Raw genomic sequence first — 5,621 nt, forward strand, 5'->3', positions numbered from 1 at the left:
CCCCGCCGCGACCCGCCCGGCGACATCGTCCACCAGCGTGCGCAGCCAGTCGGTCCGGACCTGTCCGTCCGGGTCGACCAGCAGTGCCGACCCGATCTTGATGACCAGGCGGCGGATCAGGGCAGGGGGAAAGCCGGAAAGGGGGTGGGTCATGGTCCAATTTCCCCCCTCCCTTTGAAGGGAGGGGCAGGGGGTGGGTGCGCCGCGCGGGCGACGCGTCTGATCTGTCACCCGGAGATGGGGCTCGCTTCGTTCGCAACCCATCCCCGACCCCTCCCTTCAAACGGAGGGGAGTCTTAGTCGGTCAAATAGGGGACCACGGCTTGTCGGCCTCCGGCGCGTCTTCCTCTTCGCTTTCGGGCGGCTGATCCAGCAGCGGCAGCACCGCGTCCAGCAACACGCCGACGCCTTCGCCGGTCGCGCCGGAAATGATGAACACCTCTTCCACGCCCGCTTCGTCGCGCAACTGGTCGGCGATATCCTCCATCAGCTCCTGCCCCAGCAGGTCGCCCTTGTTCAGCACGACGAGCTGCGGCTTTTCTTCGAGGCCGCCGCCATAGGCAGCCAGCTCGTCGGTGACGATGCGGAACTGTTCGACCGGGTCGTCGCCGGTCGCGTCGATGAGGTGCAGCAGCACCCGGCACCGTTCGATATGGCCCAGGAACCGGTCACCGATGCCCGCGCCCTCCGCCGCGCCCTCGATCAGGCCGGGGATGTCGGCCAGCACGAATTCGCGGTCGCGGTGCAGCACGACGCCCAGTTGCGGCTTGGTGGTGGTGAAGGCATAGGCGCCGACCTTCGCCTTGGTGTTCGTCACCTGGTTGATGAAGGTCGACTTGCCGGCATTGGGCATTCCCACCAGCCCGACGTCCGCCAGCAGCTTGAGGCGCAGCCACACCCACATTTCCTGCCCTGGCCAGCCCGTACCATGCTGGCGCGGCGCGCGGTTGGTGCTGGTCTTGTAGGACAGGTTGCCGCGGCCGCCATCGCCGCCACGCAGCAGAACGATCCGCTGGCCCACTTCGGTGAAGTCGGCGAGCAGGTCCTGCTCATATTCCATGGTGCCGTCTTCCGGGTCTTCGGACCCGTCCACCGGAACGGGATCGGACAGGATTTGCGTACCGACGGGCACCTTGATGATCAGGTCTTCGCCGCCCGCGCCATAGCGATTCTTGCCCATGCCGGGCTGGCCGCGCTGCGCCTTGAAATGCTGGGTGTAGCGAAAGTCGATCAGCGTGTTGAGGCCGGCCACCGCCTCGAAGATGATGTCGCCGCCCTTGCCGCCATTGCCGCCGTCCGGCCCGCCATATTCGACATATTTTTCGCGCCGGAAACTGACCGCGCCGGGACCGCCCCAGCCGGACTTGATGAAGATTTTCGCTTGATCGAGGAAATGCATGGCGCGCCCATAGCGCCATCGGCGGGAAAGTTAAACCTTGGCCTGCTGCGCAAGGGATGCGGCTTCCTGCATCAGCGCGTGAGTCAGGCTGCGCGTCGCGATCTCGCGCGCCTTTTCGCGCGACAGGCCGATCGCTGCCGCCATCGGACCGCCCAGTTGCGAATCGCCCAGCGCCAGCAGCACCAGCATCAGCGTATTTTCCCGGATCAGGTCGGCGAGGTTGGACGTCAGCGCGCTCGCGGCGAGCTTGTCGACGAGCCGGTGGATCGCCTCCACCACCGGATCGAGTGCGTCCTCGTTGCCGGAAGACAGCATCCAGCTCGCGAGCGCGCCAGCGCCCTGCGCGTCGAAGGCGTCGAAGGTCATGTCGACGATGGTGCGCGGGCTGACCTCGCCGCGCCGCGCCGCATCGACCGCCTCGCCGATGCTGGCGGTGATGACTTCTGCCAGATGCCCCGCGAGCGCTTTCTGAAGCCCCGCCGCTGATCCGAAATGGTGCAGCAGATTGGCGTGGGTGCGCCCGATTCGCGCCGCCACCGCCTTCAGCGTCACGGACTGCGGCCCGGTTTCGATCAGCAAAGCGCGCGCTGCTTCGACGGCGGCAAGGCGGCTTTCATCCGGGCTAAGGCGTAGTCGCTTTATTGACATCAGTGTCAGTTACCATTATTTACATCAATGTAAGTAAGCATAGGAGGCGTCCATGACACCTGTCCAACTCACCATCACCCCGCGCGATCGCCGCTTCGGCCGCGATCACGCATCGGCGCGACATTGGCTGAACGGCGATCCGATCGCCACGGCTTTCTTCAATGCGCTGTCGATCACCTTTCCGCGCGGCGAAGCCTTCTTCATCGATTCCGTCCGCGCCTTTCGCGACGGTGTGTCCGAAAAGCTCGCGGGGGAGGTCGCGGCCTTCATCAAGCAGGAAGTGGTGCACAGCCGCGAACATCTCGCCTTCAACAGGCAGGTGACGGACCATGGCTATGATGTCACGCGCCTCGACGCGGACGTGACGATGGTGCTGGATCTTGCCTATAGCCGCCCGCCCATCATTCGCCTTGCCGCCACCATGGCGCTGGAGCATTTCACGGCCGTTCTCGCCCATCAATTGCTGCGCGACCCCCGTTATTTGGATGGTGCCGATCCGGAACTGGCCGCTCTCTGGCGCTGGCATGCGATGGAGGAGATCGAACATAAGGGCGTGGCGCACGACATATGGTGCCACGCGACCCGCGACTGGCCGCCCCTCAAGCGCTGGTGGGTCAAGTCGCTGATGATGCTGGTCGTCACCCGCCATTTCCTGCATCACCGCGCGCGCGGCATGGTCGAGCTTCTGCGGCAGGATGGCATGACACGCGTTCGGGCCTGGGGCGGCTTGCTGCATTACGCTCTGGTGCGGCCCGGCATCCTGCGCCGCACCGCCTGGCCCTGGATGCGCTACTTTCTGCCGGGCTTCCATCCGTGGCAGGTGGACGACCGGGCGCTCATCGCCCTTGCGGACACGCCCTACGCCGATGCGCGCATGGAAGGGGGAATGCCCTCAGCGGCTTGACCGGGCGGGCGGCGCAGGGTCTTATCGACGCATGTCTCAAGCGCCTGTCCTGCACACGCCCCGTCTGATCCTGCGTCCGCATGGCATTGCGGACTATGCCGCCTGCCGCCGCCTCTGGGCCGACGCCGATGTCGTCCGCTTCATCGGCGGCGCGCCGCAGGAGGCGCAGGCCGTGTGGTTCCGCCTGTTGCGATATGCCGGCATGTGGTCGCTGCTGGGCCACGGCATGTGGGTGATAGAGGAAAGGGAGAGCGGCGCGTTCCTGGGCGAAGCGGGCCTGCTCAGCGCCGAACGCGGCCTGCCCCAACTGGAAGGCGTGCCGGAAGCCGGTTGGGTGCTTGGCCCCGACGCGTGGGGCAGAGGGATCGCCACCGAAGCGATGCAGGCGGTGGTCACTTGGGCCGATGTCCATGTCGATACGCCCTCGCTCCGCTGCATCATCGATCCGGGCAACGGTGCGTCCATTAAGGTTGCCGAAAAGCTGGGCTTCCGCCCGCTGGTCGATACCCAGCTCAATGGTCACCCCACGCGCGTATTCGATCGCCCCCGCCAGCAGGAGGCCGCCTCCTGATGGGAAGGGCGGCCTCCTGCGGCAGGTGTCAGGCAGCGACGGGAAGCGCGTCCGCGTAAAGGTCCATGGCCGGATCGTCATTCCCATGTCCGCCTTCGCCTTCCTCGAACAGAAGGCAGTCGACCATTGCGTCCCGGCCCAGGCTGTAGCGGCGCTCGACCTGCCCGGCGAAGCGGAAGCCGAGCTTGCGCAGCACATTGCCCGATGCCGGGTTGTCGACGAAATGGCTGGCGCGGATGCCGCTAACACCGCTCGCCCGCGCCATGTTCATCACGGCGCGCGCGGCTTCGGTGGCAAAGCCAAGCCCCCAATAGGAGCGGGCGATCCAATATCCCAGTTCCGGCACGCCTTTCTCGTCCAGATGAATGTCGCACCCGCCGACCAGACGCGGCGCGCCCTTGGTGCGGGTGAAGGCGAGCAGCCGGGGCAGACGGACGTCATGCGGCAGCGACAGAAAGCCTTCCGCGTCCTCCAGCCCATAGGGGCTGGGCGCGCGCGCCAGGTTGCGCAGGATGGCAGCATCGTTGATGGCCAGCGCCAGCGCCGGCGCGTCTTCCATCCAGCCGGGACGCAGCAGCAGGCGAGGGGTACGGGCGAACATGCTATTCTCTCCTCTATTCCGCGCCGTTAGCCGCCGTTGATGACGGCTTGACGACGGTTCGCTCTGGATGGGTCGCGCCCGCTCGACGCGCGAGAAGGCGTTATGTTCCAGAGGCTTGAGGGATTTTGAGAGGGGGGTTCGCCCAACGGAAAAGGGGCGCCCCTCTACGGTGAGGAGCGCCCCTTAATTCCCTCGGATACCGGCGTCAGGCTCTGTGCCTGGACCCCGGGAGGATCGCCCCTTGCGAAGGACGACCCGTCATCAGTCGTCCGTTATTCGGCGGCTTCGGCTACCGCGTCGACCGACACATATTTGCGGCCAAGCTTGCCGGTGTGGAACACCACCTTGCCTTCGCCAAGCGCGAAGAGGGTATGGTCCTTGCCCATGCCCACATTGCGGCCCGGATAGACGCGGGTGCCGCGCTGGCGAATGATGATGTTGCCGCCGATCACGTCCTGACCGCCGAACTTCTTGACGCCAAGGCGCTTCGACTCAGAATCGCGACCGTTGCGCGACGAACCGCCAGCTTTCTTATGTGCCATGACCTAAACTCCTCGAATTCTTTGCTGCTGGCTCAGGCGCCGATCGACACGATCTTCAGGATCGTGTGATTCTGGCGGTGGCCGTTCTTGCGGCGATAATTGTGGCGGCGGCGCTTCTTGAAGACGATGACCTTCTCGCCCTTCGCCTGCGCGATGATTTCAGCGGCGACCGTCAGCTTCGACGCATCTTTCACGTCGCTGCCTTCGCCGGCGAACAGGACATCGCCCAGCGTGACCTTGTCGCCGGCTTCACCGGCCAGCTTCTCAACGACGATCTTGTCTCCGGCGGCGACGCGATACTGCTTGCCGCCCGTGCGCACGATAGCGAACATGGCTTGTCTCTTCTCGTTCAAATCTGCTTTACGCAGATCATCGAGGAGAAATCCTGTCGACCCGCGCGGGAATGTGGCCCGTTAGTGGAATGATGCGGCGCTGTCAACCGATCCGGCGCGCTTTCCGCACTGGCTTTTAGGGGGTCGCCTTCCTATCTTCCACTGGAACGGAAGGAACGAAGCGGCCGATGCGGCACATGGGGATAGATCGACGGAAGGAAAGGGGAGCGGGCAACCGTGCCATGCTTTTCGCCGCGCTCTGGACCCTGATCGCCGTGACGCTTCTGTCTGCCCTCGCACCGCTCGGTCCTCCCCTCAGCCGCGCCAGGGGTTCCGCCTTCAATCCCGCCACCAGCGAAGTGGCGGTGAAGGCGCACACCGCAATCCGGGTCGAGACAAGCCAAGCCCGCCGGCCGGATGGCGGCAACTCCATTCCGATGCTGCTTCTGTGCGTTGCGGTCCTGTGCCTGCTGGGCGGATCGAAGACAGCCGAACGGCATGGCGCTGGGCCGCTTGTCGATCCTCTCCCGCATCCCGCGCTGGCTGCCGCCCATCGCGCCCGCGCGCCTCCCGCCTTGGCCTGACGATTCGCAAAAGCCGGCCCGCCCCGCGCGGGCCTTCGTC

At 65.5% G+C, this 5,621-nt stretch carries 8 protein-coding genes and 1 pseudogene; 3 read left to right on the forward strand and 6 right to left on the reverse strand.

The window, feature by feature from the left end; all coding sequences use genetic code 11:
• The 3 genes and pseudogenes from AX724_RS23240 to AX724_RS03315 all read right to left on the reverse strand — a co-directional run.
• Positions 1 to 153, reverse strand: a pseudogene (locus tag AX724_RS23240) (glutamate 5-kinase); the annotation flags it as partial.
• A 151-nt stretch (positions 154 to 304) separates the two neighbouring features.
• Positions 305 to 1,399, reverse strand: coding sequence for a GTPase ObgE (gene obgE, locus AX724_RS03310; RefSeq protein WP_066763537.1), 1,095 nt, complete (start codon positions 1,397 to 1,399; stop codon positions 305 to 307).
• 30 nt (positions 1,400 to 1,429) lie between these two features.
• Positions 1,430 to 2,047 (reverse strand): TetR/AcrR family transcriptional regulator, encoded by a 618-nt coding sequence (locus AX724_RS03315; RefSeq protein WP_066763539.1) that lies wholly within the window; start codon positions 2,045 to 2,047, stop codon positions 1,430 to 1,432.
• 52 nt (positions 2,048 to 2,099) lie between these two features.
• Between AX724_RS03315 and AX724_RS03320 the strand changes: the two genes are divergently transcribed.
• Positions 2,100 to 2,951 carry a metal-dependent hydrolase gene (locus AX724_RS03320; protein WP_066763541.1) on the forward strand — a complete coding sequence of 284 codons (852 nt, stop codon included), beginning with the start codon at positions 2,100 to 2,102 and terminating at the stop codon, positions 2,949 to 2,951.
• A 31-nt stretch (positions 2,952 to 2,982) separates the two neighbouring features.
• Entirely contained in the window at positions 2,983 to 3,522 is a 540-nt protein-coding gene (locus tag AX724_RS03325) for a GNAT family N-acetyltransferase (protein WP_066763543.1), read from the forward strand.
• A 28-nt stretch (positions 3,523 to 3,550) separates the two neighbouring features.
• On the opposite strand, the gene AX724_RS03330 is transcribed toward AX724_RS03325, so the two are convergent.
• The 3 genes from AX724_RS03330 to rplU form a co-directional block, all read right to left on the reverse strand.
• Complete coding sequence (locus tag AX724_RS03330; RefSeq protein ID WP_066763544.1) at positions 3,551 to 4,123, reverse strand: GNAT family N-acetyltransferase; 573 nt, start codon at positions 4,121 to 4,123, stop codon at positions 3,551 to 3,553.
• 272 nt (positions 4,124 to 4,395) lie between these two features.
• A complete protein-coding gene (gene rpmA / locus AX724_RS03335) occupies positions 4,396 to 4,665 on the reverse strand; it encodes a 50S ribosomal protein L27 (protein WP_066763545.1) in 270 nt (89 codons plus the stop codon).
• Positions 4,666 to 4,697: 32 nt separating this feature from the next.
• Entirely contained in the window at positions 4,698 to 4,997 is a 300-nt protein-coding gene (gene rplU, locus AX724_RS03340; RefSeq protein WP_066763546.1) for a 50S ribosomal protein L21, read from the reverse strand.
• A 242-nt stretch (positions 4,998 to 5,239) separates the two neighbouring features.
• Between rplU and AX724_RS03345 the strand changes: the two genes are divergently transcribed.
• Positions 5,240 to 5,581 (forward strand): hypothetical protein, encoded by a 342-nt coding sequence (locus AX724_RS03345; protein ID WP_066763550.1) that lies wholly within the window; start codon positions 5,240 to 5,242, stop codon positions 5,579 to 5,581.
• The last annotated feature ends 40 nt before the right edge of the window (positions 5,582 to 5,621 follow it).

It is taken from the genome of Sphingobium sp. CCH11-B1, assembly GCF_001556865.1.
Classification (GTDB): domain Bacteria; phylum Pseudomonadota; class Alphaproteobacteria; order Sphingomonadales; family Sphingomonadaceae; genus Sphingobium.